At 45.6% G+C, this 23,072-nt stretch carries 28 protein-coding genes; 21 read left to right on the top strand and 7 right to left on the bottom strand.

Annotated features, from left to right (window positions below):
* Positions 1-3 precede the first annotated feature (3 nt).
* Genes fliQ through L2W36_RS21525 form a run of 4 tightly spaced genes read right to left on the bottom strand, consistent with a single transcriptional unit; the run spans position 4 to position 2,177 of the window.
* Positions 4-273 (bottom strand): flagellar biosynthesis protein FliQ, encoded by a 270-nt coding sequence (gene fliQ, locus L2W36_RS21540; protein WP_006074299.1) that lies wholly within the window; start codon positions 271-273, stop codon positions 4-6.
* Positions 270-1,007, bottom strand: a complete 738-nt coding sequence (gene fliP / locus L2W36_RS21535) for a flagellar type III secretion system pore protein FliP (protein ID WP_124940740.1) — start codon at positions 1,005-1,007, stop codon at positions 270-272. Before fliP ends, fliQ begins: the two co-directional genes overlap by 4 nt.
* A gap of 26 nt (positions 1,008-1,033) precedes the next feature.
* On the bottom strand, positions 1,034-1,417 hold the full coding sequence (locus L2W36_RS21530; protein ID WP_006074301.1) for a FliM/FliN family flagellar motor switch protein: 384 nt from the start codon (positions 1,415-1,417) through the stop codon (positions 1,034-1,036).
* Complete coding sequence (locus L2W36_RS21525; RefSeq protein WP_006074302.1) at positions 1,410-2,177, bottom strand: FliM/FliN family flagellar motor switch protein; 768 nt, start codon at positions 2,175-2,177, stop codon at positions 1,410-1,412. Before L2W36_RS21525 ends, L2W36_RS21530 begins: the two co-directional genes overlap by 8 nt.
* 170 nt (positions 2,178-2,347) lie before the next feature.
* Here L2W36_RS21525 and L2W36_RS21520 point away from each other — a divergent pair, with 170 nt between their 5' ends.
* From L2W36_RS21520 to flgA, 19 genes are all read left to right on the top strand, one after another.
* Positions 2,348-2,695, top strand: coding sequence for a flagellar basal body protein (locus tag L2W36_RS21520; RefSeq protein WP_006074303.1), 348 nt, complete (start codon positions 2,348-2,350; stop codon positions 2,693-2,695).
* A gap of 24 nt (positions 2,696-2,719) precedes the next feature.
* The gene (gene flgC, locus L2W36_RS21515) at positions 2,720-3,148 is read left to right on the top strand and encodes a flagellar basal body rod protein FlgC (protein ID WP_006074304.1); all 429 of its coding nucleotides are present in this window, start codon (positions 2,720-2,722) and stop codon (positions 3,146-3,148) included.
* Positions 3,149-3,193: 45 nt separating this feature from the next.
* A complete protein-coding gene (locus L2W36_RS21510; RefSeq protein ID WP_236111592.1) occupies positions 3,194-3,859 on the top strand; it encodes a flagellar hook capping FlgD N-terminal domain-containing protein in 666 nt (221 codons plus the stop codon).
* A 129-nt stretch (positions 3,860-3,988) separates the two neighbouring features.
* Positions 3,989-5,215 carry a flagellar hook protein FlgE gene (gene flgE / locus L2W36_RS21505; RefSeq protein WP_006074306.1) on the top strand — a complete coding sequence of 409 codons (1,227 nt, stop codon included), beginning with the start codon at positions 3,989-3,991 and terminating at the stop codon, positions 5,213-5,215.
* A gap of 4 nt (positions 5,216-5,219) precedes the next feature.
* Complete coding sequence (locus tag L2W36_RS21500; RefSeq protein ID WP_236111588.1) at positions 5,220-5,954, top strand: flagellar basal body rod protein FlgF; 735 nt, start codon at positions 5,220-5,222, stop codon at positions 5,952-5,954.
* 11 nt (positions 5,955-5,965) lie between these two features.
* A complete protein-coding gene (gene flgG / locus L2W36_RS21495) occupies positions 5,966-6,751 on the top strand; it encodes a flagellar basal-body rod protein FlgG (RefSeq protein ID WP_006074308.1) in 786 nt (261 codons plus the stop codon).
* A gap of 129 nt (positions 6,752-6,880) precedes the next feature.
* Positions 6,881-7,513 (top strand): flagellar basal body L-ring protein FlgH, encoded by a 633-nt coding sequence (flgH, locus tag L2W36_RS21490; RefSeq protein ID WP_050798649.1) that lies wholly within the window; start codon positions 6,881-6,883, stop codon positions 7,511-7,513.
* Positions 7,513-8,640 (top strand): flagellar basal body P-ring protein FlgI, encoded by a 1,128-nt coding sequence (locus L2W36_RS21485; RefSeq protein WP_006074310.1) that lies wholly within the window; start codon positions 7,513-7,515, stop codon positions 8,638-8,640. Before flgH ends, L2W36_RS21485 begins: the two co-directional genes overlap by 1 nt.
* Positions 8,640-9,236, top strand: coding sequence for a rod-binding protein (locus tag L2W36_RS21480; protein ID WP_236111586.1), 597 nt, complete (start codon positions 8,640-8,642; stop codon positions 9,234-9,236). Before L2W36_RS21485 ends, L2W36_RS21480 begins: the two co-directional genes overlap by 1 nt.
* A complete protein-coding gene (flgK, locus tag L2W36_RS21475; RefSeq protein ID WP_236111584.1) occupies positions 9,236-10,615 on the top strand; it encodes a flagellar hook-associated protein FlgK in 1,380 nt (459 codons plus the stop codon). The genes L2W36_RS21480 and flgK overlap by 1 nt, the downstream gene beginning before the upstream one ends.
* A gap of 10 nt (positions 10,616-10,625) precedes the next feature.
* On the top strand, positions 10,626-11,510 hold the full coding sequence (gene flgL / locus L2W36_RS21470) for a flagellar hook-associated protein FlgL (protein WP_236111582.1): 885 nt from the start codon (positions 10,626-10,628) through the stop codon (positions 11,508-11,510).
* A gap of 8 nt (positions 11,511-11,518) precedes the next feature.
* Positions 11,519-12,436 carry an OmpA family protein gene (locus L2W36_RS21465; RefSeq protein WP_236111574.1) on the top strand — a complete coding sequence of 306 codons (918 nt, stop codon included), beginning with the start codon at positions 11,519-11,521 and terminating at the stop codon, positions 12,434-12,436.
* Between the two features lie 21 nt (positions 12,437-12,457).
* Positions 12,458-12,841: a flagellar hook-basal body complex protein FliE gene (locus tag L2W36_RS21460; RefSeq protein WP_236111572.1), complete on the top strand. Its 384-nt coding sequence runs from the start codon at positions 12,458-12,460 to the stop codon at positions 12,839-12,841.
* 14 nt (positions 12,842-12,855) lie between these two features.
* Entirely contained in the window at positions 12,856-14,529 is a 1,674-nt protein-coding gene (fliF, locus tag L2W36_RS21455; protein ID WP_006074316.1) for a flagellar basal-body MS-ring/collar protein FliF, read from the top strand.
* Between the two features lie 25 nt (positions 14,530-14,554).
* Positions 14,555-15,559, top strand: coding sequence for a FliG C-terminal domain-containing protein (locus L2W36_RS21450; RefSeq protein WP_006074317.1), 1,005 nt, complete (start codon positions 14,555-14,557; stop codon positions 15,557-15,559).
* A gap of 13 nt (positions 15,560-15,572) precedes the next feature.
* Positions 15,573-16,580 (top strand): hypothetical protein, encoded by a 1,008-nt coding sequence (locus tag L2W36_RS21445; RefSeq protein WP_198557442.1) that lies wholly within the window; start codon positions 15,573-15,575, stop codon positions 16,578-16,580.
* 60 nt (positions 16,581-16,640) lie between these two features.
* On the top strand, positions 16,641-16,928 hold the full coding sequence (locus L2W36_RS21440) for a flagellar biosynthesis anti-sigma factor FlgM (RefSeq protein WP_198557443.1): 288 nt from the start codon (positions 16,641-16,643) through the stop codon (positions 16,926-16,928).
* The gene (locus L2W36_RS21435) at positions 16,918-17,337 is read left to right on the top strand and encodes a hypothetical protein (RefSeq protein ID WP_236111570.1); all 420 of its coding nucleotides are present in this window, start codon (positions 16,918-16,920) and stop codon (positions 17,335-17,337) included. The genes L2W36_RS21440 and L2W36_RS21435 overlap by 11 nt, the downstream gene beginning before the upstream one ends.
* Positions 17,330-18,037, top strand: coding sequence for a flagellar basal body P-ring formation chaperone FlgA (flgA, locus tag L2W36_RS21430; RefSeq protein ID WP_236111568.1), 708 nt, complete (start codon positions 17,330-17,332; stop codon positions 18,035-18,037). The genes L2W36_RS21435 and flgA overlap by 8 nt, the downstream gene beginning before the upstream one ends.
* Positions 18,038-18,105: 68 nt before the next feature.
* Here the strand turns inward: flgA and L2W36_RS21425 are convergent, their stop codons facing one another.
* Positions 18,106-18,705, bottom strand: coding sequence for a thiol:disulfide interchange protein DsbA/DsbL (locus tag L2W36_RS21425; RefSeq protein ID WP_124940750.1), 600 nt, complete (start codon positions 18,703-18,705; stop codon positions 18,106-18,108).
* Positions 18,706-18,768: 63 nt separating this feature from the next.
* Positions 18,769-19,122: a hypothetical protein gene (locus tag L2W36_RS21420; RefSeq protein WP_236111566.1), complete on the bottom strand. Its 354-nt coding sequence runs from the start codon at positions 19,120-19,122 to the stop codon at positions 18,769-18,771.
* Between the two features lie 192 nt (positions 19,123-19,314).
* Between L2W36_RS21420 and L2W36_RS21415 the strand changes: the two genes are divergently transcribed.
* Positions 19,315-19,830: a glycine zipper 2TM domain-containing protein gene (locus L2W36_RS21415; protein WP_124940752.1), complete on the top strand. Its 516-nt coding sequence runs from the start codon at positions 19,315-19,317 to the stop codon at positions 19,828-19,830.
* 67 nt (positions 19,831-19,897) lie between these two features.
* Here L2W36_RS21415 and L2W36_RS21410 read toward each other — a convergent pair whose 3' ends face one another.
* Complete coding sequence (locus tag L2W36_RS21410) at positions 19,898-21,985, bottom strand: flagellar biosynthesis protein FlhA (protein ID WP_124940753.1); 2,088 nt, start codon at positions 21,983-21,985, stop codon at positions 19,898-19,900.
* Between the two features lie 165 nt (positions 21,986-22,150).
* Here L2W36_RS21410 and lafA point away from each other — a divergent pair, with 165 nt between their 5' ends.
* The gene (gene lafA / locus L2W36_RS21405) at positions 22,151-23,041 is read left to right on the top strand and encodes a lateral flagellin LafA (RefSeq protein ID WP_124940754.1); all 891 of its coding nucleotides are present in this window, start codon (positions 22,151-22,153) and stop codon (positions 23,039-23,041) included.
* The last annotated feature ends 31 nt before the right edge of the window (positions 23,042-23,072 follow it).

Here is a 23,072-nt window from a genome sequence, read left to right as displayed (position 1 = left end):
CTATTACCCAACTTTCGTCGGAATCGCATCAAAGATAAACAGAAATAGGTCACTGATTTCCTGTAGCAGCCAATGCCCCGCCAAAATGATGGACAGTAAGGTCACTAGAAGCCTTGGAAGAAAACTCAGCGTCTGTTCGTTGACTTGGGTAACAGCTTGGAAGATGGCTACCACTAAGCCGACGATAAGGCTGGGCACAATCAGCACAGAGACCATCAGGATGATGACCCATATGGCTTGACTGACCAGCGTGACGGCTTCTTCTGGACTCATCCGCTAATCCAAAAACTATTGGCAAGGCTACCCATCAGCAAACCCCACCCGTCAACGATGACAAATACTAAGAGCTTAAAGGGTAAGGAAACAATGAGTGGCGAAAGCATCATCATACCCATGGACATCAGTACAGATGCGACAACGAGATCGATCACTAAAAACGGCAGAAACAGCATGAAACCAATCTGAAACGCCACCTTTAACTCACTCAGCAAATAAGCGGGTAGTAATATTAAGAAAGGGATTTCTTCATCAGAGGCGAGGGTTTTCTCTCCGGCTATTTTCGTCACTTGCTCGAGCGCTTTGCGTTGGGTTTGGTCCAGCATATAACGGCGCAGTGGTTTTTCTGCCGAGGCTAAGGCCTCCATTAGAGTGATATCGTCGGTGGAATAAGGAACATAAGCCGTGTCGTATATCTTGGTCCAGACAGGTCGCATAATCAGTAAAGTAAAGATCAGGGCAATACCAATCAAAACCTGATTAGGAGGCGTTTGTTGTAATCCTAAGGCTTGGCGTAATATCGCTAATACGATAATGATCCTTGTGAAACTGGTGCACATGATGACAAACGCTGGCACAAAACTCAGCATCGTCATCAATATCAGAATTTGCAGCTTAACGCTGTATTCAGTCCCTTCTGATGTGTTGGTTTCACTCAATATAGTCAGCCCCTCTGCTTGCGTAGGAGAGAACCAAAAAGTAAGCACCATCAGTAAAATTCGTATTGGCATTGTCGTCCTTGAGCTCGCCTAAACAGCTACTTGCTAGGTTTTTTTATAATGCTCAACAACCTAACGCCATATTGACCATTCTTTGAGACGATTTCGCCAGTACCAAATGCAGTACCATTGATTTTTATATCGACCGGGTCACCTTCGTGTTTCTCTAACATGACTACGCTGCCGGCTTTCAAATTAAGCAGCTCGTCTAAGATTAACGTTTTACGAGCAACTTCTACCGTGATGTCGACAGGAATGCTTTTCAGTAGGGATACATTGCTGACATCACTTTGCTCAGCTTCGAATTCAATATCGTCTGCAAGGTCATCCAAATCCAAATCGTCGAGATCTGGCAATTCTTCGTGTAAGTTGAGGTCGCTCATCGAATTGTCAATGGGCGGAGTTTGTTTATCGCTAGCCATCGATTTCTACTCCTAACTCAGAGTTAATAGATTGAAGTTTGCCAAAAAAAGTTGGGTGCCCATTTACTTTGACCGTCAAGTTTTTACATAAGGTCATGGGCATAAAATCACCGGGTTGAAGTTTGGACAACTCGTGCAGCGTGCACTGTCCGTGGAGCATTACACACCCCAATTCAACCGGCTGATATCGCAAATTGTTTAGGATTTCCTCTCTATCGAAAGTTTCGTTACTTTCCATCACGTCGCGTAGCTTCTTAACATATCTATCATCCAACATAAAAGTGATGTCGATTTGTTGCTCATCGAAGCTGAAAGTGATGGTAGTACCAATGTCTGAAGGCTGATGATCTGTATGTTCAACCGCGTAATGGCTTGCATCAGCAGTAAGAATGTTAGTGATCGCCATAGTGAGCTTTTGAAACAGTCTTAAGTGAGTTTGAGTGAGTGTTGTGTCACTACTACTTCTCTTCGATTTTCGGGTAGGTGATGGCGTGTTTAGGTGCTTGTATAGCAGAATATCGGCAGCTTGTGGCTCGATAAAGAAAAAAACATGACCGAAGTCTTCGATGTTTAGCACTGTTTTGATGCTGTTTTTAGGTGGTTTGTGCGCCTCTGAAAAACTGGCTTTAACGTGTCGACAAGAGAAGTTAAATTTAAAAATATCAACAACTTCATTAGAGAAATGCCCGGCGTGTTTAAGCAGGAATTTACGCATCTTAATACTCGGGTTACCGAATTCAGTTAACGAACATTCTTTCATGTCAAGTCCCAATAATTACTATTTGTGAGCGTTCTCAAATTTGACACGCTAATTATTCCTAACTATAGGTTATAGCATTCTCATTTCAACTTGGGTTGAGTGAGAAATACACAAAACTATAACGACCTATTTTGCTTTTAAATCGGGTCGATGATGGATGAGGCTAGGGCATGATTCACTTAGACGATGCGCTTGGGGTTCACCCCAAGATAGTGCAGTTTCGTTTGGACAGAGCAGCGGTATTAAGCTCGAATATTGCCAATGTGGACACCCCAAATTACAAGGCAATGGATCTAAAGTTTGATGCAGTATTGAGTGGTATTGGTAACAGCAAAGACTGGTATATCGATACCTCAGCACAATACCGGATTCCAGTGCAAAGAACGCGAGATGGCAATACCGTTGAACTCGAAAATGAACAGGCAAGATTCGCCAAAAATGTGATGGACTATCACCAAAGCTTGGCATTTTTGCAGTCGAAAATTAACGGTATCAAAACGGCCATCAAGGGCCAGTAAGTGAATTGATTAGGTAGGGACACCATGTCATTCTTAGGTATCTATGAAACGGCGGGCTCAGCAATGAGTGCTCAGACCGTGAGGCTTAACACTATCTCCAGTAACTTGGCGAACGCCGATTCTGTTTCTGGTGACCCTTCAAAAGTTTATAAACCACTCAAACCGATATTTTCCGCGGTTTACAACCATTTCAATGCACAAGAAACCCAACATCAAGGTGTGGTACCAATTCGCATCGCCGACGTTGTTGAAGTGTCCTCGATGATGGAGGGGCGCTATGAACCAAACAATCCTCTGTCAAATGACGAAGGTTATGTTTACTACTCAGGTATCAATGTCGTCAACGAGATGGCTGATATGATCTCGGCGACTCGCAGTTTCGAAGCCAGTGTCGAAGTGCTTGGTAACGTCAAGTCTATGCAGCAATCACTAATGGGACTGTGGCGCAGTTAGCAGTGTCCTGCATTTGCGAACCAGTGGTTTCTAAGGAATATACCTATGACGACTATATCCGGAGCTGCGCAGGTCAATAATATTGAGTCTGCGTCAACATTGCCTCCCCAAGAAAACCCAAACAGTGCTGGGGCGTTAAAGAATGAATTCATCACCTTGATGGTGGCTCAGATTGAAAACCAAGATCCGTTGAACCCGACAGATGGGACTGAATACGTTGCGCAGTTGGCGCAGTTTTCTCAAGTAGAGAGCACAGAGAACCTAGTTCAGTTGATGCAAAACAACACAACGATGCTCGATAACTTGCAAGTCCTGAGTACCACAGCCTTGGTGGACAAAACAGTCACCGTCAAAAGTGACCAACTATCCGCATCGGGTGAGGGCACACACACTGGTTATATTCAATTGCAAGCTGCGTCCAATACAGTGGCTGTCGAGTTGGTGAATCATCTTGGGCAAGTGAAAACGGTAACGTTAGGCCCCAATAGTGCAGGGCGGGTTGATTTTGCTTTTGATGCCAAAGCGATGGGCCTGAATGGCGCGTACCAAATGAAAGTGACATTGGACAGTGGACAAAATTACCAGCCAGCGATTTATCAGCATGGCAAGGTTGAGCAGGTGACAACGCCGCTTGTAGGCGGAACAAGCCATCTGCAAGTGCAAGGAGTAGGTTTAGTGGCGTTTTACGACGTGGCGGCCTTCTCTAATTAAGTTGTATTTTCGCAAGTATTTTTGGTCTTTGACCTTTTTTAAGTTTTTGTAAGTAAGATGACGGCTGTCGTTCTCCGCTAACCAGAGAGTTAGCGGAGATAGCCTCTTTTGAATGAAGAGGATGACATTATGAGCTTTAGTATTGCACTGAGTGGGCTAAATGCCTCTAACTCAGAGCTCAACACTATTTCCAATAATATTGCTAATGTTTCAACAACAGGCTTTAAGGAGTCGAGAACCGAGTTTGCGTCGGTTTACAGCGGAAGTGAAGCTGGTGGCGTTGAAGTAGTTGGTGTGTCGCAAAACTTTGAGAAAAGTGGCACGGTAACGGGCACTGGGCGTTCACTGGACATGGCCTTGAGTGGCAATGGGTTCTTTGTTTTAGAAGACAGCAAAGGGCAAACTCTTTATACCCGCTCGGGTATTTTCAATATGAATGCCGATGGTGTTATTACCGCCAATAGCGGTGCAGCGCTGCAAGGTTATTCAGTGGATGGCAATAATAATCTGCTCTTGGGTTCGGTTGGCACAGTACAAATCAGCACGGCTTCACTGCAAGCAAGAGAGACCGACAGTATCGAGTTTGTGGCTAATTTAGATGCGCGAGAGCAAGTCCCTGCTGCGGCATTTGATTACAGTGACTCTTCTACCTACAACCATTCTTACACTACCCCAGTTTATGACTCGCTGGGCAATCCACATACGGTAAGTCAGTACTTTGTGAAAGGGGCTTCCAATGATTGGAATGTCCATGTTTTAGTGGATGGTCAAGCCATTAATGCCGCTGACGCATTAGTTCCTGCGGGTTCTCCAACTACCACTGATAGCGCTAATTTTACCTTTAACGCAGATGGAACCATTGCATCAGGGGGGAACTACAGCGTGAGTTTTGACCCAGCTAATGGTGCAAACGGTGTGACAGTCAATATAGATTTATCGTCGGTTACTCAGTTTGGTAGTGACTTTGTGGTGTCTAAAAATAGTCCCAACGGCTACACCTCCGGTGATTATGCCAGTGTTCGAATGGAAAATGATGGACGCATTTTTGCCACTTACACCAATGGACAATCTCAACTGCAAGGCCAAGTGGTACTCGCAGACTTTGCCGCCCCTCAAAACCTGATCAAAACCAGTGATACCGCATGGCTACAAAGCTTTAGCTCCGGAACTCCAGTTTTAGGTACTGCAGGCAGTGGCGTGTTCGGTGATTTAACGTCAGGGGCTTTGGAAGGCTCGAATGTGGATCTGACTTCTGAGTTGGTGGCTTTAATGACCGCACAGCGTAACTATCAAGCCAACACCAAATCTATCTCAACCTCAGATCAGTTAACACAAGCGCTATTCAACGTGGTGTAGGACTATGAATCCAATACTGTTTAGTGCAGCGAAAGGTGCTGAGCGAACCATGCTTGCTCAGCACGTTCGCGCCAACAACCTCTCTCATGCCGACACGGTCGGGTTTAAGGCTCTGATGGAACACTCCTCACCAATGCGTTTGGAAGGCTCAGGGTTTTTGACTTCCGTGACTTCTAGAACCAACTCGTCGATTAATAACTTTGCGCAAGGTGAAGATATTCGCACCGAGCGCCCTTTGGATGTCTCTATTAATGGCGATGGGTTTATTACCTTAGAAGGCTTGGATGGCGAACCGAATGAACTGTATACCCGAGCGGGAAACTTTCGATTAGATGGCAATGGTCAGCTTTATCTTGGTGAGCGCCGTGTTATGTCAATCGAAGGCCCTATGATTCTGCCCGATTTTGAGTTTATTACCGTCAGTGCAAACGGCCTGATTTCAGTGACTCCAATTGGTGGAGAAGCCTCGGTCGAGGTAGGTGCGCTCAAGTTAGTCAAGCCTGAATACGATGAAATGACCATGCATGCCAGCGGCCACTTTGTTCCTAAAGGAGGCGGTGTGTTAGCTGAAGACTTTACGGTTCAAGTACGTTCCGGGTATCTGGAGGCGAGTAACGTATCAAGCCTCGAAGAGCTGGTTAGCATCATGTCACTCACTCGACAATATGAAATGCAAATTGAAGTCATGGCATCGGCCGATGAAATTGCTCAGATAGGGAATAAGCTACTTAAGGCTTAAGGAAGAAAATTATGCACAGTGCTTTATGGATATCCAAAACAGGGATGGCTGCACAAGATGCGAAAATGACCGCCATTTCTAACAATCTTGCCAATATCAATACGGTCGGTTTCAAGCGAGACCGCGTGGTATTTGAAGACCTTTTTTACAGCGTCGATAAGCAGGCGGGGACAGAAACCACCGAACTCAATGAACATCCCACAGGAATTCAGTTAGGGAATGGTGTTCGCGTAGTAGGGACAGAAAAAGTTTTTACTCAAGGTAATGTTCAAAACACCAACCAGCAATTTGACTTAGCCATACTTGGTGACGGTTTTTTCCAAATAGAGAACTCGGATGGTGAGCTTCTCTACACCCGAAACGGTCAGTTTCAAACCAATTCAGATGGGCAGTTGGTCAATACACAAGGCTACCCACTCATCCCTGAAATTGTCATTCCGCCAGAAGCCACGTTGGTGAGCATTACTGCTGATGGCGTAGCAACAGCAACGATTCCGGGACAAGTAAACCCAGAGGCTTTAGGCCAAATTACGATAGTGAAATTCATGAACCCAGCGGGACTCGCTGCGCAAGGCGGCAACTTGTTTGCTGAAACGGAAGGCTCTGGAGAAGCAGTAGAGCTAGTGGCAGGAACCGAGGGCTCAGGGCAATTAAAACAAGGTGCACTTGAAGGTTCCAATGTTCAGGTGGTGGAGGAAATGGTCGACATGATTGCCACTCAGAGAGCCTATGAAATGAGCGCAAAAATGGTCAGTGCAGCCGATGAAATGCTGCAATACATTGCTCAGCAGTCATAGCGACAGAGGGAAGTAGGCATGAAGGAAGCTGAGATGGAAAAGCAAAAAGCGAATAAAGCGGGGCTTGCAAAGTCTCATGCGATTGGTGTGCTTTATTACATCGCAGTTGTCGCACTTCTGGTCGTGAATATGATTGGTTGCGCGGGTCGGCAGGATGAATTTATCCCGCCATCTCCTAATGATGAAGCGTATGCTCCGCCAGAATTAGATTATCAGGTTACACGAGTTAGCAAGGGCAGCTTGTATACTGGAACGACAGCCATGACCTTGTTTCAAGACCGTCGAGCTTATCGGGTGGGAGATATTCTTACTGTTATGCTTGATGAGAAAACAGAGTCAGATAAGAGCGCTTCGACTCAATATGGTAAAGATTCCAGCGCGACGATTGCTGCGCCGACTCTTGGCACGACGACCTACGCTGAAGGCAGCGCCGCTATTGATGCAACACGAGATTTTGATGGTGCCGCTGCATCTACACAGGGTAATAGCTTATCAGGCTCTATTACGGTGACGGTTTACGATGTACTGCCTAACGGCGTGCTTAGAGTTCGAGGGGAGAAGTGGCTGAAACTCAATCAGGGCGATGAATACATCCGTCTGACGGGGAATGTGCGAGTGGATGACATTCAAGCCGACAATACACTTTCTTCTCAACGTATTGCAGACGCGCGTATCACATATGCAGGCAGAGGAACTTTTGCCGATACCAATACCGCTGGCTGGCTGACTCAATTCTTTAATTCACCTTGGATGCCGTTTTAATGATGAAGTTGAAATGGCGTTACCTCATCCATTTGTTGTTGCCTTTGTGGCTACTTAGCTGGGCACCATCAACTTTGGCCGCAAGAGCGATTGCTGAGGTCGCGGAGGTCTACGGCGACAGACAAAACCAACTGATTGGATATGGCTTGGTAGTTGGGCTAGATGGCTCCGGCGATAAATCGCAAGTGAAGTTCACTCAGCAGTCTGTGGTGAATATGATCAAACAGTTTGGTGTGCAACTTGACGACAGCACCAACCCTAAACTGAAAAACGTTGCCGCGGTGAGTGTGACTGCCGCAGTCGAGCCACATCAAGGAGCGGGTCAAACCCTGACCGTAACGGTATCTTCGTTAGGGGATGCCAAAAGCCTGCGCGGTGGGACTTTGTTACTTACTCCACTTCGAGGTATTGATGGTGAAGTTTATGCGGTGGCTCAAGGTAGCTTGGTAGTTGGCGGGTTTAACGCTACGGGTGAAAACGGCACCAGCGTGACTCGAAATACCCCGACCGTTGGCCGCATCCCCAATGGTGCGACCTTAGAACGAGAAATCTCAACCGGTATTGACCGGGATCCGACGATTCGTTTGCAACTCAAGCAGCCTAATTACGAAACTGCACTGAACATTTCCAAAGCTATCAATCAGACATTTGGTGGGCAAGTTGCGAAGGCGCTCAATAAAGGCCAAGTTGAAGTGTCTGCACCTATTGATAGCGAAGACAGAGTGATGTTTGTTGCGATGATTCAAGAGTTGCAAGTCGAAGAAGGTCGTCGTTTGCCTAAGGTGGTGTTCAACTCGCGAACAGGCACTGTAGTGATCAGCCAGAATGTGACGGTTTCCGAGGCGGCGGTAAGCCAAGGTGGGATTACCGTGACAATTTTAGAATCCGAGTCGGTGTCACAGCCGGGAGGTGCGTTCAATACTGCGGGTGAAACAGCCATTGTCCAAAATACTCAAATCAGCGTCGATGAAGATGACGGTACGACGATGGTGTGGCCTCGTGGTACCAATCTGCAAGAAATCGTCGATGCGATTAATAATATTGGCGCTACTCCAGAAGCGTTGATGCAAATCTTGCAAGCGCTGGATGAAGTAGGTGCTATCAACGGTGATTTGGTGGTGATCTAATGCTTGATTCAAACGCACTGGTTTTAATAACCCAATTATCTAGCCAAGTTCCTTTCACCGTAAAGCAGCGGTGTGAAATTAAGCCTGGGATAGAGAACGTTGCATCCACCAAAGCAGACGTATCCGTAGTGGCGTCGTCATTACATTCGCCGAGCCCTGCACAAGCGCAAACAGTGAGTTTTGAAACCTTGATGGTTGAAAGTTCGCAGCGAGCAGGGCTGGCAACGTTCTCCGGGCAATTATCGGTTCCAGCTCATACTCAGGCGAGCCAACATGTCGCGAACTTCTATTTAGACAATCATGCCTTAGTTCAAATGAAACACGACAATTCTGGAGCGGGATTGTTGGCAGCTTCGCAGCAGTTTGAGGCGTTATTTCTGCAACAAATGCTCACTCGTATGCGCTCTGCAAGCGAGGCTATGAGTGATGAAAACAATCCGCTGTCCATGAAGTCGGATGGCATGTTTCAAGGAATGCTCGATGCCCAGTTGGCGCAGCGTATTAGCCGTCAATCCTCATTTGGGCTCGCCGAGATGATATTCAAGCAATTGTCATCGCAAGTTCCCAACCGTCCTCTAGATAAGGAGAGTAAATAATGGGAATGGTCAATATTGGACTCAGTGGTGTACTCGCCAATCGTGTGGCGTTAAATACGACGGCGCAAAATACCGCCAACGTGAATACACCGGGTTATAGTCGTCAGGTAGTCAGTTTAGAAGCAACATCGTCTGGAAATTTCGTCAACGGGATCAATTTGGGGGCTGGTGTTGAAGTGGGAGACATTATTCGGATTGCAGAGCAGTCTTCCATTAATCGTTTACGCGAAGCTACCGAATCGGCGCAATATTCACAAAGTTATTTTGACGGTTTATCTAATATTGAAAATCTGTTGGGTGCTGACGGTTTGAGTTTAACGCAGGGTCTTAATGGCTTTTTTGCCGCGATTGATGAAGCCAGTGTGACTCCAGAGAGCATCGCATTTAGACAACAAGTGCTCACTAACGCAGATGCGTTAGCACAGCAATTCAACTCAGTTTCAGCCCAACTTAGTCAGCAAGAGGCGGCGCAAAGTGAACGATACGGAGCCATCGTGTCTCATGTAAACAGCCAGCTTGAAAGTATCGCAGCTCTAAATCAAAAACTTCAAGAAGACGCACTGCTCGGTAAAGGAGTAGCAGGACTACAAGATGAGATGGACAAACAGCTTAACGAGCTCTCAAAATCGCTGGATGTGCAAGTGATATATACCTCGGGCGGTGTTGAGTTATCTACGCCTAATGGACAGCCGCTGGTTATTGGCGGTTTTTCGGCTTCACTCACTCGCGACTTTTCGAGTGGTGATCCTTATAGCACCGATCTTTCCATTACTTTCCAATCAATGACGACTGCGGTTGATGACTCGCTAGGTGGAGAACTTGGTGCGCTAGAAGCCTTAAAACTGAGCCAATACGAGCCGATTAAAGCGACATTGGCCGATCTCGCAAAAGGACTCGCTGACGGGGTCAATAATGCCTTAAGTTCGGGCTTTGATCTTAACGGAACCGTTGGGCAAAGCTTATTTACTTACACGGTGGGGAGTGAGGCGCACTCGCTTGCCATTGACCCTACGATTAGCGCACAAGAGCTTGCGTTTTCTTCTAGTGCAACGCTTTCCGGCAACGGTGATGTTCTCAAAGATCTTTCCATGCTATCTCAGACGCCGTTAACCAATGGGTTGGTTGTTGGTAAAACGCCCTATAGCGCATATTCGGGGTTGTTGGGAGACATCGGTATTTTTACCCGACAAGCTGAAAGTGAAGCGACAGCAGCACAAATTAGCGTGGAAGATGCGCAAGTCGCCAGAGATAGTGTCAGCGCGGTGAACTCAGACGAAGAAGCCGCGAACATGTTGCTTTATCTCAATGCCTATGAGGCCAATATGAAAGTGATTAGTACGGCCAATCAAATGTTTCAGACCTTGTTAAAAGCGTTTTAGGAGAGCAGTGATGCGAGTAACGGACTCACAATTTAATGCGGTTATGCAGCGTTCGCTAATGGATAACAACATTCGTCTCAATAAAGTGTTTGAGCAGATGTCGACTGGGTTGAAGCTTAACCATCTCTCCGATGACCCGATTGCGGCGGTGCGCCTTGAAGGACTAAAAAAGACGGTCTCTGATAACCAGCAATACCAGCGCAATATTGAGAATGTGCAGTCTCAGTTGACTCGCTATGAAACCAATGTGAATACGTTAGAAGAGCTGTCCCAACAGGTCAATGAGCTACTACTTCAAGGTAAGAATGGCACTTTAGATGCACAAAGTCGTGCTGGGATAGTGTTAGAGCTGAAATCGCTGAAAACAGAGATGCTCACCACGTTAAATCAAGCGAATGAAGGAAGCTATTTGTTTTCAGGCACAGACATAACAAACCAAGCTATATCGACAACACCGCCTTATACCTTAAACAGTAATTCAGATTATCGTGAAACCAAAGTTGGCGATGACCAATATGTACCAAGCAACTTAACCATCACGGATATTATCGGCACCAACGCTATTTTTACTGATTTGGACAATGCAATCGCTGAGTTGGAAGTTCCGACAGCTGGGTTTACGCCAGCATTAGATAGTGCGCTCGATACTAATCAAGATCTGCATCAGAACTTGTTGGTGTCTTTGACAGATATTGGTAGCCAATATAACACCTTGGATAGACTCAAAGAAACCAGCATTGATATGGTGTTTTTTGCCGAAACGGTGCGCTCAGAACTTGAGGAGTTGGATTATGCACAAGCTTCGGTGGAACTTAACCAAGGTATGATTGCTCTAGAAGCCACGCAAAAAACCTTCGCGCGCGTCGCCGGTATTTCTCTGTTTGATTTGATATGAGAAGCGATATGGTTAAACCTCGTCATACAAGACTACCGAATTGGTTCGGGGCTCGACTACAGTCTATGTCTGGGGCCTTGTACTTAATTCGTTTGATGATGGTTAGCTTGATAATAGCTAAAGTGATGATGCCTACTCAGGCTCTAGCTCAACGTTATATTGTTCCGTTTGATAGTGTGCAATGGCAATTTAATCAATCTGTTGACCAGTGTGTCTTGCAATCTTTCGACCCTCATACCGGTTTTTCGGTACAGTTTGTTCTACTGGCTGCCAACCCTTTACAAATCAAGGTGGAGAAACGTGGCGTACGCTCACTCCCTTCTTCCACTTCGTTTAATACCACAGAGCCTGTCTGGGGGATTTCTAAATCCTATACCACAACCACCATTGAAAAGATCCAACAGCAAGGTCCCGCTTTAGTCACGGCAGATGGTGCGACGCTACTACTAGAAGACATGGCTAGTGGTGCCTGGTTCAACATTAATGCTATGGATTTTGATATCTATTTCCCGACCACGAATTTCAGGCCCGCACTAGATGAATTTAACCATTGCCGCTTTGGTTTGCCTCCCGTGAACTTTCAACATGCACGCCGCGTTGAACTGCATTTTCAAAGCGGCGCTGTGACCTTAACGGAACTGCAAAAACGTACCATTGATGACATAAGTTCTCTGGTAAAGCGTGACCCTAAAATCGTTAAGATTTTGATAGATGGTTATACCGATAATTCAGGGGATTCCGTGGCGAATCTGCAAATTTCAAAGCAGCGTGGGTCAGATGTTGCACAGTGGTTCGTTGAAAACGGGGTGTCGAAAAAGATGATAGAGATACGTGGACATGGTGATCGCTACCCTAAATATGACAACACCACTGAAGAAGGTCGTGACAAAAATCGTCGCGTAGAAATTCGATTGGTACGTAAGTGACGCAGCGATGGAGAGCGAGTAATGGAAAAAATCAGCGCAATGCAATTACAACAAGAGCTAATTGGCAAAATGCACAATCAGCAACAAATTGCGACCAATCCATTTTACAATCAAACGATGGTATCGGCAGCGGTAAAGGGGGTTATTCATGACAATACCCAAGTCAACCCTACTTCAGAGAGTGCATTGCAGTTCAGTCATGCGTTAAAAGGGGTGCTGGATACAGTGGACAAATACCAAGCTCACGCGTCTGACAAGATAACCGCCGTAGAATTGGGTAAAAGCGATGACCTTTTAGGCGCAACGGTAGCGTCGCAAAAAGCGCAATTGTCCTTTAACGCACTGATGCAAGTGCGAAACAAAATGGTGTCGAACTTCCAAGACATCATAAAGATGCCTATTTAGGCTAGGGAACGGCGATGGCTGCAGAATTAGAAACAAAACCAGCGTTAGCCAACAATATGGGAGCGGCGAAAGAGAAGCTCAACAAAGCCTCTGGCTGGCTTAATACGTTTTGGCAAAGCTCGCAACGCAACGTCATTATTATCACCATATTCGCCACGATTACGGCGGCGATCATTGTCATAATGCTGTGGACATCGGCGGAGCGGTTTCGGCCCTTGTATAGCAAGTCAGCCAACTTCGATTCTAGCCAAGTTTTGCAGCTCCTCGACGAAGAATCGATACGTTACCAGCTTAGTCAAGATGATGGTCAGATATTGGTTCCGGAAGGTGATGTAGCTAAAATTCGCATGATTCTGGCGTCAAAAGGGTTAAAAGAACAACTGCCAAGTGGCTTTGATTCACTCGATAGTTCAAAAAGCCTTGGTGAAAGCCAGTTTATGGAGAATGCCCGTTACCGTCATGCATTAGAAGGAGAGTTGGCGCGCAGTATAACCACTATGAGTGCGGTCAGCTTGGCCCGGGTGCACCTCGCTATTCCGAAAGAAAGCTTGTTTATGCGTGAAGACGGAGAACAACCAAGAGCGTCTGTTATCGTCCACATCATCAATGGAATGGATCTCAAACCGACTCAAGTTGAATCGGTAATCAATTTGGTATCTGGTGCTGTCATTGGTCTTAAGTCGGAACATGTGAGAGTCGTTGACCAGCACGGCCGCTTATTATCTAACGATGCTACCGTTGGCGATATCACGGTCACCACAGGTAAGCAATCTGACTATAAACGTAACCTAGAAAGAACCTTGGTTGCGCAAGCCACAGATATGCTAACTCCAATTCTAGGTGCCAGTAATTTCCGAGTTCAAATCGCAAGTGATATTGATTTCTCCCGCATAGAAGAGACAGAAGAAATTTATGCTGACCCCGTTGTGCGAAAGGAAACTCTTCTTAACGATGTAAATGAGTCCTCAATGGCTCTGGGTATTCCGGGTGCCTTGAGTAACACGCCCCCAGTGACCGATGGCGAGCCTCAGCCGGAGCCAAACGCTAAGGTGAATCGCAGCGAAACGTCACGAGATTATGCGGTGAGTGGCAAAGTACGTCATATCCAACATCAACAGGGCGTGTTACAAAACCTTTCTGTTTCTATTGTCGTCAATGACTTGGCCAACGCCAATCAAACCTGGACACCGGAAGAGCTTACTAATGTCGAAAATGTGGTTCGCTCTGCAATAGGGTTCAGCGAAACTCGCGGTGACACTATACACATCACACATTTCCCGTTTGTGGTTGCCAGTATTCCAGATCAAGCCCCCGTAGCTTGGTTTGAAAATACCAATATTATGCAGCCACTCAAGTATCTATTGGGTGTGATGTTGAGTGGTTTAATGATCATGGTGGTCTTGCGCCCGCTGGCTCAATACTTAACCAAGTCTGCTGAGCAGGAAGAACAAGAAGCCGAGAGCATGGAATACGATGATGTGATTACCAAAGAAGAGCGCGCAGCAGAAGCGGCCTTACAGTCGAAACTGGAATCACTAGGCATTGATGCTACGGGTATCAAAGCGTTGGACGACAATTTGCCATCGGCCGATAGCCCGCTAGAGGTGCAGATCAAGCACCTGAAACTTATCGCTAAAGAAGACCCAAATCGAGTAGCCGAGATTTTGCGAACGTGGATTCAGGCATAGCAAAGGATTATCAGAGGGGACGTGTATGGATGACAAACAAACTTATCAGTCTGTGGATGGTGTCGCCATGTTGGTATTGAGTATGGGCGAAGATATTGGGTCTGAGGTTCTCAAAGGATTCACCCATGAAGAGATCAAACAGATTACTCATGCGATGAGTAAAATGAAAGACATTAAGGCTAAAGATGCGCTGGTTTCGTTGTCCGGTTTTTTTGATGATTTTAGAAAGCACTCAGGCATTCTAGGTGGGACACGACAATATATAACCAATGTCTTGGAGAAGACGCTCAACGGTAACTTAGCACGAGATTTGGTATCCGAAATCTACGGTGATGAGATTCGTTCGCACGCAGAAAAACTGGCTTGGATTCCGCCTGATTTGTTAGTCAACGACCTCAAGAAAGAACACATTAATTTGCAGGCGTTACTGATTGCTCATTTGCCACTTGAGTACAGCGCTAGAGTCATGGACGAATACGATGAACAAGAGTGCCACGAGTTGATTCTGCAAATATCCAAAACACAGGTTTTGACCTCTGGGTTAATGGAGACGCTAAAGGACCTTATCGATCGCTGCAAAATCAATTATCACAGCGGCGGATCAGCAAGCCTACAAGGCTCAAAGGTGGTGGCAAACCTTATCAATCGCTATTCCGGCGATAAGAGCAACTTATTCCAATTTCTTCACGATCATGATGAAGAAGCTGCTGAGCTGGTAGAAGAGGCGATGTTTGACTTCTTCACTCTGTTTAATCAAGACCTTGAAACTATCAACCTCATTAATGAAAGAGTCAGTCTTGAGTTATGGGCATACGCCCTTAAAGGGACAAACAAAGATTGCCGCCTGTACATCATCAACTCTATGCCACAGCGGGTTTCTACCGAGCTAAAAGAAAATTTGGTACGTATCGGTGCTGTGCCCGTAAGTCAGGTAGAACAGGCTCGAAAAGAAGTAATCGACATTGTTAAGCAGATGCAGTCTGAAGAGATAATTAAGCTCAACTTTGCCAACGAGCCACGATTGACCTAGTGGGAGAGGTAGGATGAAGTTAACCGGGATTACACAGAGGAAAAATCAGGTCAATCCAGCGAGTGCGGGCAAGATAAAACGTCCGGAAAAGCTTTCGACGCGCCAACCCTCATCAGTCTTATTGCATCAGCAAATGATGCAGTTGAACTTGCAAGAACGCCCCAAGCTTATCGCAGAAGTGTCCGATTCGCACAAGATGTATAGCCGCTTAATGATGGCCGGAGAAGTTCTAAGAACTGTCGCTAGTGAACTTATCAAACTTAGACAGATTGCTGAGTTGGCGCATTACAGTCCAGATCAAGCTAACCAAATCGATACCATCAAGAAGAAGTTACTGTTTTGGAGTCAAAAGCGCTTGTTTGGTCACTATGTCGTGGATTCTAGCTTTGCTCCTATTCAAACCGATAATCCTCTCATTGAATTTACGATACCAGGGCTCGATTTCCAACGAGAGCGTTTGCGAGATGAGGTGGTGTCGCTCTACATCAATAATCGGCTGGTGGCGTTAGCCTTTGAGCGCACAGAAGACCGTGAAGTCTTGTTAGAGCAGTTTAAGATGATGTTTGCGTATGCCCATTTGCAGTTACGACTTAATCAACAACAAGAGTTTGTGATTGGAATGCGAGATGAGCATTGGCGTGCGTGGGACGGCCAAGTTTTCGTTTCCGGACAGGGTGGGCGTTACGCTGAAGGTGCTCCGATAGCCGTTCAAGCTCAAGCCTGTTATCCAGTGCTAGACACCATTGGTCGTTTACTGGTGAATGAATCGGGCGCGATACAACACATCGAAGCACTGCTTGAGCGAGTCAATAAGTTGTATTTAGCGCTATCGAAAGTACTAAAAACAAAAAAAGTACGAGCAAATCAACTCATTGCTTTTTGTACCCATCCTGAATTGGAGCAGTTTGGCAGCTTTAAACAGCATTTAGCAAATAACCCAGAGCTATCGTTGAAGTCCATTCATCGTGGTTTTAGTGGCCCTAGCCGAGACAACGTTATCAAGTTACTGAGAAAAAGGTGAAACAGACGTGAAATATTGCCGTTATAGTTAATTAGAAGTGAGCAAAGTGAGTAACGGGATATGAGTCAAATCAAGGTCGATAATGTGAAGCATATTGTTCCGCATACCCAAGTTGATGTGGTTCAAAACAAAAAGGTTGAGCCAGACCAAAAGGTCAAAGTGAAGCAAATCAACCTGTCACAACATGAAGTGGACTTGTTGGAAAATGCGAAGAGTTTTTTTGACGGAGTTGAAGAAATTGATAGCGCCAAGGTTGAACAAATCAAAGCGCAAATAGCCTCGGGGGAATTGGTGTTTGATATGGATGAGCTAGCGAAAGTTATAGCGAGACTAGACCATGGGCAATAAAAGCACGTTGATAGGCTACATTACCTATGGTCAGCATATTTTGGAGTTTTCTCGCCAGCTATCTTCTGGACTAGACGATATTCGCGCGGCGATACTCAATCGCGAATATCAAAATTTAGAGTCGCTTAACCAAACTATCACTTCACTAACTCATCGAATGGCTGAAGCCGACCTAAAGCGCTACGCAATGGCAAAGCGGCTGGGTTGTCAGGACAGGCAATACACCAAAGTGATACAGGCAAAACTACAAGGTGGGGTGCTGCAACGAGTTCAAGCTTTGGATAAGCAGATTGAACAATCAATTGGACAATGTAAGACCAAGCTGGAGCGCCAAGGTAATATCATGCTGATGCAGCACCAAGCGATGGAGGAAGCGCTTGGAAAACATAAGTTAAGGATTAATGTCTAAGACCGGATTATTACTCATATTGATTATCGCGTACGGCTGCATAACTAATATGCAAGCCGCAGTTGCTTCGAGTTCTGAGCTCGAGCAACACCTTTCCACTCGTATTCATTCGCTGATAGAGCAGACAGTTCGCTACCGTTACCCGCAACAGTATCAACTCGATGTCAGTATTCGTTTTTCAAAAGCTATTCATCAACTCGAGCCTTGCTCAAAACCAGTAGCAATTCATCATCGTAGTGAGATTAAACTGGGAAAGCAGAAGTGGACATTACGATGTGAAGCTCAGAGGTGGAGTTTATCTGCAACTTCGTCAGCCAGTCTCACTATCTGGGCTGTGACAGCCGATAAAGCTTTGCGAAAAGGCCAGCGCTTATCTCCCTCCGACATCGCAATAAAGCCAATTAAACTCTACACCGATAAAAAGGTATTTTTTAAACCCAGTGAAGTTGTGGGAAGTAAACTGAAGCGCTCGGTGAAAAAGGGCGAGCTTCTGACCACATCACGTTTGTATCTTGATTACGATGTGGAGAAAGGTCAGGCCGTTGATGTGGTTTACCAGTCAGAGACGATACGGCTAGAGACGTTGGGAACGGCTCTAGAAAGTGGTTTAGTCGGCGACACGGTATCGGTTCAAAATCAGCAGTCGGGGAAACTGTTGCGAGGTGTAGTGATCAAGAAAAATCAAGTGAGAGTGTATTAACGAAAAAACCTAGAGCGAAGGTGAAGCTCTAGGTTTTTCTTATGCTTGTCTGAGCAGAACTAAAGCCACTACAGCGTGAGCAGGTAATTCACTAATTCGTTGTACTCCTTATAACTTTTAATACCTGTCGGCTGAACGATGTATTTGTTGTTAACTAATACACCAGGTACGCCAGTTAATGTGCTCGCATCAAACTGCTTATCAAATTTCTTCTGCATTGAGTTGACGACAAAACTGTTGTACGCCGAGTCAAAGGCTTTGCCATCAATACCATTGCTGACAAAGATTTGTTTGAGCTCTTGCTCGTCAACTGGTCTTTTGCCTATTTCGTGGATCTGATTAAACATCGCAGGAACCATCTTATCTTCTACCTTTAAAGCAACCATGGTGGCGTACGATTTTGCCATTGGTACTGCCATATCATTGCCCATAAACGCAACGTGCACTTTCTCAAATTTAACGCCATCAGCTAGCGCAGGCTTGAGGTTTTCTACTACAGATTCGAATTTGTAGCAGTGTGGACAATAAAATGAAAAGAACTCGGTTACTTTGGGTGTGGCTGACTTTTCAACATCCAATACCTTGTAGTGAGTACCTTGCTCAAATTTAGCCGCATGAGCCGATACGCTGAGTAGTAGCGCAGAAAAAAGGGTAAACAATGCCTTCATAGGGATAACTCCGAAAAAATAAATAGGGTGCGAAATCTCGCGCTAAATGCTGGGGAAACGGAGTTATGCGATAGGAGGGCGGAAAAGGGTTTGAACTCTGCCAATTGCTTTGCCTATGTCATCAATTGACATTAAGGCGAGCGACGTGGTGCCCGAGTTAAGTACGACCAATGATTGTCCACAAGGAACTTTAAGCAAACAAAATGACGCACAGCATTGATGTGGATTAGCCATTTCCACTTTGTTTGATAGTGCTTTGTTAGAGACAGCTGAGTTGGTGTGGCTATCGAGCGTTGAGAGAGAATGGGAAAAGACTTCGTTTGACTCGTTACTGATCGCAACAAAACTCACTACCAGCATAATGACTGATAGGAACAGAGCTAGTGTAACGGTAAAACAACGAGAAAACATGGCCATCAAACAACGATTAGGACGCGAGCATCATACCCTAGGGACATTAAAAATACAGGTTTACCATCACAGTTTGACGCTGCGCTAATAGTGCTCTGATTCTTTACCAGACAATGACATAGAATTCATTCACCGCTGAAATACACGGTTCTTTTCTCCTTATCATGCAGCCGTAGCAACAATAACTAGGAGAATTCCATGAACAAGAAAGCAGTGGCGCTGGTAGTAATCACGATGTTGGCAATGTCTGGTTGTCAAAAAGAGCAAGAAGCTCCAACGGAAGCCAAAATAACTTTTGTAGAAGCGGTGACCAAGGCAATAAAAACACCGCATCAAGAGTGTAATGATGTAGTGGTGACTAGACAGGCTGAAGTTAGAGATGAGAATAAGCTCTTAGGGACGCTAGGTGGGGCGGCCGCAGGTGCTGCACTAGGTAATCAAGTTGGTGGAGGTTCAGGAAAAACCGTCGCAACGGCAGTCGGCACTGTAGCGGGTGCTATGACAGGAAGAAAAATCCAAGAAAATGCTCAGAAGAATGACACCATAAGTACAACAGAAAGACGCTGCACAACAAAATACACTACGTCTACCAAAGTGGTCGGCTACGATGTCACTTATGAAGTCTCAGGTACTCCAACGACTATCCGAATGGATAGTAAGCCAAAGACGGGTACTTTTCCGATTGTTTCAGGGCAAGTTGTTATTCCTCAATAAACGTCTCCACCCCCCAAAAAAAGAGTTGATTGATGCCGAGTTATTAACGTAACTCGGTTTTTTGACTCTACTCAACATCGCCAAGTACGTTTAACCCATACTCATTCGGAATTTCATTGTAGCTAAGCACTATAAGCTCTTTGGCAAAAGCCTTAGCTAATTTGGCCACCATAGGTCGTGTGGTTGGTGGAACAACGATAACGGGTGGCAGATTTTGGCTTTGCATGGTTTGTACTATGGTCGGCATACGATTTTGAAACTTCTGTAAGACAGAGGGCTCGACAGGGATGGCATCTAACGGAATGTTAGGATCGCTCTGTTGGCTAAGAGAAATCGCGCCCTTAAGCTCATTTTCCAACGCAGAACCGATAATAAAGGCGTTAATGGTTTTGCTGTTGGGTGATACCAAGTTTACTATGGTACGTTTTAACGCCACACGAATATTTGATGACAGCAAGATTGGATCTTTGACGGTATCGATACTTTCGATAATGGTATTCGCTATGGTTCGTACATTAATGATTGGCACTTGCTGAGCAAGTAACTGACGAATCACTTGCATTTGCAGGTTCGGTGAAATGATGTTGGCGAGGTTTTCTGCCAGTTCAGGGTGGTGAATAGCGAGTCGATGATTGATTGCCTTAACATCATCATAATTAAAGATATTATCGAGATGTTCACTGCATACCTTACTGACGTGAGTCGCAATTACGTCATACACCTCAATGACTTGAAATCCGAGGTTAATGGCTTTAGTTTTGTCTGCTTGATTAATCCATAGAGCTGGAAGCTGATAAGCAGGGTCGACGCCCACGATGCCATCTAAGTCTGGATGATCAATTCGGTTGCCCACTGCCATGGACTTATCGGCATAGACTTCACCACGTTCTATTTCATCACCATCAATGCTAATTGCGTATTCTGAGGGTTTGAGCGCGAGATTATCGGTGATAATCACTTCTGGAATCACAAAGCCAATTTGTTCGCTAAGTGTTTTTCGGCTGCCGCGAATACTCTTGATCAGATTGCCTCCTTTCTTGTTATTGGCAAGAGGTACCAATTTAAATCCCAGAGAGAGTGCTATCACATCGACATTGGGAATGATGCTCCAATCAATTGTGCTTTCATGATTGGTGCGAGGTAAAGAGCCCACATCAGATTCAACCTGTTCAGGGGTAGCCTGAAACTTTGACTGGCGCCAACCGACAAATGCCAGTAGGACAGTGAAAGTATAAAAAGCCAGATGAGGCATATTCGGCACGCTACCTATTACGAACATTACGCCCGCTGCCATATAAAGGTTGTTTGGCGAGGCGAGCAACTGCCTCTTTACGGTTTGTGCCATGTCATTATCATTGTCACTAATACGCGTCACGATAATGGCAGCGGAAGTCGCGAGTAATAGTGATGGGATCTGGGCGACGAGGCCATCACCTATAGTCAGTAAAGCGTAGGTTTGAAACGCTTCTTCTGCAGAAAGTCCATGTTCAAAAATCCCGATCAGCACGCCACCGATCAAATTGATGAACAGGATCAATAGTCCAGCAATAGCATCGCCTCGAACGAACTTACTCGCCCCGTCCATTGCGCCGTAAAACTCCGCTTCTTCACCGACTTCTAAGCGTCGAACTTTGGCTTCGTTTTGGTCTATGGCACCTGCATTGAGGTCGGCATCGATTGCCATCTGTTTCCCTGGTAGCGCATCAAGAGTAAATCGTGCAGATACTTCTGAGATCCGCTCGCCACCTTTGGTGATCACCACAAAGTTAATGATCATCAGAATCACAAACACCACAATACCAACAACGTAGCTACCACCAATAACGACTTCACCAAACGACTGAATGACTTTACCAGCGGCATCGCCACCGTTATGACCCTCAAGCAAAACGATGCGAGTTGATGCCACATTCAGCGTTAAACGAAGCAATGTCGCGACCAGAAGCAGGGATGGAAAAATAGAAAAGTCGAGAACTCGAGTGACGGTACTACTGACCAGCAGTACCACAATAGCTAGCATGATATTAAAGGTAAAAAACGCATCGAGCAGGATCGGTGGCAACGGCAGAATAACCATCGCGAGGATCATGAGTAGTACGATTGGAATCGTTAACCTTGATGCCACTGCCTTAAATACGTTTCCCATAACAGCCATTTTTGTGGTTATTGTTGATTAAAATACTAGGATATTTTTCACGCACTTCTCATTTTTGAGTCTTGCAATTTTAAGGTTTAGTGATTTTTTTCGAAAAAAATGAAATGGAATTTTTCCACTGTCGTTAGCAGTTACTGAACAGCAAACACAGATGGGGATCATCAGATGGCTATATCAGTACACACTAACTACGCAAGCTTGGTCACGCAGAACACTTTGCAGTCGACAAACAGTGCGTTAACTAAATCTATGGAAAAACTGTCTACCGGCTTTCGAATTAACTCAGCTGCGGACGATGCGGCGGGTTTGCAAATTGCTAACCGTTTGGAAGCGCAGTCTCGTGGTATGAATGTAGCAATGCGTAACTCACAAGATGCTATTTCGATGTTGCAAACAGCAGAGGGTGCCTTCGATGAGATGACTAATATCGCATATCGAATGAACGACCTAGCGACTCAAGCGGCTAACGGCACGAATACTACAGCAGATTTAGCTGCATTGGATTCAGAGTATCAGCAGTTAGGTGAAGAGCTGGCGAATATTTTGGCAAACACTAACTACGGTGGTAACAACTTGATGAGTGGTACAGGGGCTTTTGATGCCACTATCGATTTCCAGATAGGTAGCACATCAGCAGAAACGTTGACATTCGATACAACGGTTGGCGGAGGGTCATCGGCTCTAGCCGACATTCAGACTTTTGTAGGTACTTCTGGGTCATTAGGTATTGGTGATTTGACAACACAAGCTAATGCACTTGCCGCTATGGATGCTTTGACTGGCGTTCCAGCAACGGCAACGGACAATGGATTTGTCGGTAACCTAGGTGAAATTCGCTCTACATTTGGTGCCACAATCAATCGACTAGAACACACCATTACCAACCTTGGTAATATGACTGAAAATGTGGACGCTTCTAAAGGCCGAATTATGGACACTGATTTTGCCTCAGAATCGGGCAATATGAGCAAACAACAAATGCTAATGCAATCAGGGGCGTCAATGCTTAGTGCATCGAAAATGGTACCTCAACTAGCGATGAGCTTATTAGGATAACCATAGTCACAACATTCCAAGGAGGGGAGAG

The organism is Vibrio sp. McD22-P3 (assembly GCF_021568915.1).
In the GTDB taxonomy this organism is placed as follows: Bacteria; Pseudomonadota; Gammaproteobacteria; order Enterobacterales; family Vibrionaceae; genus Vibrio; species Vibrio mediterranei.
Note: the sequence above shows the minus strand (reverse complement) of the source record. Positions and strands in the feature narration are given on the sequence as shown.